Raw genomic sequence first — 3,996 nt, 5'->3', positions numbered from 1 at the left:
TCAAGAGCGTGAACATGCACAAGTGCTGAGTGGTGATGTAAAACTGACAGCGCAATTGATTGATAGCAGTCCTTTTGCCAAAAAATATACTAGTGGTTGTTTGTCCTTTTATGAGCATGATTTATCTGACCAGGATAAACAGAAAATCATGCAAAATTTTGAGGAATGTTTATTTCCAGGACTAGATAAAGACCAATATCAAATTTTATGGGTGCAGCACCAAGACAAAATTAATCAGGACACAGGTGAGACAAGGCTTGAGCTTAATTTTGTGATTCCCAATGTTGAGCTTTCAACAGGCAAACGTCTACAGCCATTCTATGCGCCAGTCGATTTAGATCGAGTCGATCTATTTAAGCAGATCATCAATACCGAACATTCATTGTATGACCCCGATGATCCTGAGCATCGACAGCTATTTTTAAATAAAAAGAATTTACCGAAAGATATTAAGGATTTTAAAGCGCAGTTACATCAACGTGTTTACCGAGCGATTTCTAATGGGGAAGTTGCCGATCGGCAAGAATTGGTGCAATGGCTTGAATCGAATCAAATCAATGTTACTCGACAAGTAAAAAACTCCATATCCATTGAAAACCCGTATGAGGGCGCAAAACGTCCCATCCGTTTAGAGGGCGAGATTTATGAGCAAGGCTTTAGAGCTACTGGCGAATATCGACAAGAAGTACAACAACGAATTGAAGAATACAGAGGAACAACTTCTGAGCGGTATCGAGCAAACGTCACAGACTATCAGAGACAGCTTGAACACAAGAGCCAATATCACTGCGACCGCTATCCAACAGTCGGACGAGAGAATCGCCCAGAGCATTCAAAACAACGCCCAGACGGTCGAGAAGCAGTTAAGCCAGTATCAAACCTTGCTGCAATCGAAATTGAGCCATTTAACGAAATTAAACGAGCAAATACAGAGCCAAGAACAACAAGCCCAGAATCAAGCGGTACAGAAAAAACTTACCATTTTGAATATGGGACTGATTTCAGCAGCAGTTATTTTGCTTATAGCAATTTTCTCGCTTGGTCTCGTCACCAAAAACAAGTACAGCGAGATGCAGACGCTAAATACAGTGATCAACGAGAAGCAAATGAGGGTCGACCATTTGAACCGATCGGGAGGCAGTTTGACGATCAGCACATGCAAGCGACCAGACAGCAAAGCACAACGTCTCTGTATTCAGATCAACAAGAATGCAGGGGAATGGCAGAACGGTTACATGATTCCAATGGGGTACTAAACGATGACCGAATTAGAAACGCAATTATTGAGAATCATCGAAGAACAACAGCAACAATTAATGCAACAACAATCGCAATTGCAGAAGCAACAGCAAGCTTTAGACACAATGCAAACCAAGATTATCCAAGCCTTGTCAGCGCAATCAAAAGCAATCGGGAGCGATCAGCAGAGCTTACAGCAAGCACAGAAATCATTAGCGACAATACAGACACAATTTCACGAGCTAGAATGCAGTACAGCAAGCTATACCGAGCAGATCAATGGCAAAGTCCGAGAGATGAGCCAGATTACAGCGAACAACGAAGAAGTTCTGGAGAGAATCTCAACCATACAGCATTCAGTCTCGTCAGAAGTAGCCAAAGCTCAGCAGAATTTGCTCGAAACATCCGAGATATTGAAAAAAATCTCGTCCAAATGAAGGAATTAAAAAAGGAAATGGACAAGCCCCAACTTAAGCGAGATCGGGGCATGGATTTTGGGATGTAATGCGAGTATTAAATTAACTTTATATAGTTACTAAATTTTTAGTCATCATCAAGTACCACTAAATGTTTTACTGAATCAGGCACATTAACATCATCAAGGTCGACGTATAGTTCCTTCAAATTCTTAAGGTTAGTAACACTATTAGGTAGTTCGTTTATATCATATGATAATAGTATATTTAGTACTTCTAAATTTTCTAGATTACCAATACTTTCAGGGAGTTCTTTTAAATCTGTTTCATTAATTTCAAGACTCTTAAGTGCTTTTAAGTTGCCAATAGTATTTGGTAAGGTATTCAATGTTAATGAATGAAGATCTAAATACTCTAGATTTTCTAGATTACCAATACTTTCAGGAATATATTCTAAGCTTTCTAAGTCTAGGCTAAGATTTTTTAAGCTTTTTAAATTACCAATGTTCTCTGGCAAAGATTTAAGATTTGGTAAGTTAAGATGAAGAGATTCAAGATTTGCTAAATTACCAATACTTTCAGGAATATATTCTAAATTTTTTAAGTTTAGGCTAAGACTTTTTAAATTTTTTAAATTCCCAATATTCTCTGGCAGGGATTTAAGATTGGGACAGTTTGTAATCTCTAAGATTTCTAACTTATGTAAATTTTCGATCTCTTTGGGTATTTCTTCTAAATTATCAAAGCGAAAAATATCTAGATGAATAAGATTAACTAGTTCGCCAAAATTTTGTGGTAAAGATTTTTCATTAGAAGAGAATGCATTGACTTGATAAGTTTTTGTTACTTTTTCTGGGTTTCTAATTTTACGCACAGTAGCTCTTTTAACTATTAATGTAAAAATAAATCTTACAATATTTAAAGGAAAAGCCCAATAACTCTTGCAAGTTATTGGGCTTTTCCATTAAATTCAGTGGGTACAGTTATTTGATGCTTGCAACATCAATTAACGAAAGATCGGCAGAGCTTGCAACTCATACTGATATTCACCTTAAAGGCTAGTACCACTATCTATTTTAAAGAATTAGAACAGTTTGACAAGCCTCAATTTGAAGTCCTTCGTTAATTCAGCAGTTTAAATCATCAAATAAGCACCTAACGGTCGAGCTTTATCTACTTCTGTGCGCCCTTTTTAAAGGAAGATATGCGGTGCATGTGGAGGGAATAAGTGTCACTGGTGCATCGTAGCGATAGTCGTAAGGCTAAACCGCTTACAGGGGATCTCACATAGGCGGAGCGTTGGAAGTAGTTGTATAGGTTGGTTAAGTTGCATGTTGGAGCAATCCTCGCAGAGATACCACCATACTTCGACAGGGAGCGCGTGGGAGAAGGTGCAAAACCTTTAGTCCTTGTCTGCATGGTCAGCAAAACCATGTGCGGATACGACCGATGCGTGGCTCCGTCAGCCCAATTACAGGTTAATCGGCAATACTTAAGGGATGTTGATTTTGAATCAGCGACCCTTAGGGAAAGTATTGCCGAAACTCTCTCAACGTTCACCATCAGCCCGAGCAAAGCGAGGGATGTGGGGACGTTGAAAGAGAGTTGAGAGCATTTTGTTTTACAAGATTTATGCCAATACTTCCTAGAGTTTATATACCGCGTCAATTGATTTAATTTTCATATAACAACTTTGTCCATTTTTAAATAAGCAAGGATACACAGCTACCCCTATTTAACTTCGTTAAACAGTGATAGTCTGTGACCTTGATCAGGGGCTTCACCCCCGATACCCCCGAAAAGCTTTAAACAGAAAAATCAAAGATTTTCCAATTTAAAGCTTACAAAAGCCAAAGCAGGGTAGATTGAAATGTCAGGACATGAACAACAAGAGAATAAGCAAGGTAAAGCTGTTCGAGAGAGAACCTTTAAAGTCAGACTTTCTGAATCAGAATATCAATTGCTTGATTCAAATAATCCTTATGGTTCGATTGCAAAGTTACTTAGACAAGCAGCAGTAGAGAAAGCGACTAAAATTCATAATTCCAAAGCAGATGATGACCAAAAAATTAAAGCAACAAAGGTTGTTGAATCTTCGTATAGCAAGACAGAGCGAGTGTTAATTTTAGAACTTGGTCGAATTGGTAATAACGTGAATCAGATTGCCAAAGCCGTGAATACCGATATTGCAGGGGTAGGTACTTTTGACAAAGTGAAGTTACTTCATTTATTGATTTCAATTGATCAACAGCTTCGGGAGTTACGTCCAGATGATCGTTGATTTTTTTCGACATGGTTCGGGTTTATCAAAAGGTTGCCTTGATTATTTATTGGGTGAAGA

Annotated in this window: 3 protein-coding genes; 2 read left to right on the top strand and 1 reads right to left on the bottom strand. The window is 38.3% G+C overall.

Annotated features, from left to right (window positions below; all coding sequences use genetic code 11):
* On the top strand, positions 1–1,744 hold a 1,744-nt coding region (locus EXE10_RS20270), incomplete at its 5' end, for a relaxase/mobilization nuclease domain-containing protein (RefSeq protein ID WP_165383060.1).
* 38 nt (positions 1,745–1,782) lie between these two features.
* Here EXE10_RS20270 and EXE10_RS20265 read toward each other — a convergent pair.
* The gene (locus tag EXE10_RS20265) at positions 1,783–2,529 is read right to left on the bottom strand and encodes a leucine-rich repeat domain-containing protein (protein ID WP_005199665.1); all 747 of its coding nucleotides are present in this window, start codon (positions 2,527–2,529) and stop codon (positions 1,783–1,785) included.
* A 996-nt stretch (positions 2,530–3,525) separates the two neighbouring features.
* Here EXE10_RS20265 and EXE10_RS20260 point away from each other — a divergent pair.
* The gene (locus EXE10_RS20260; protein ID WP_130114533.1) at positions 3,526–3,936 is read left to right on the top strand and encodes a MobC family plasmid mobilization relaxosome protein; all 411 of its coding nucleotides are present in this window, start codon (positions 3,526–3,528) and stop codon (positions 3,934–3,936) included.
* Positions 3,937–3,996: the final 60 nt, after the last annotated feature.

The sequence above is a fragment of the Acinetobacter sp. WCHAc060033 genome (assembly GCF_004209125.1).
Lineage (GTDB): Bacteria > Pseudomonadota > Gammaproteobacteria > Pseudomonadales > Moraxellaceae > Acinetobacter > Acinetobacter wuhouensis.
The sequence above is the reverse complement of the archived record's forward strand: the minus strand, read 5'-3'. Positions and strand labels throughout refer to the sequence as shown.

Bases quoted from the DNA above. Each gene is read 5' to 3' on its own strand.
- EXE10_RS20260 (WP_130114533.1), top strand. From the start codon at position 3,526: ATGTCAGGACATGAACAACAAGAGAATAAGCAAGGTAAAGCTGTTCGA.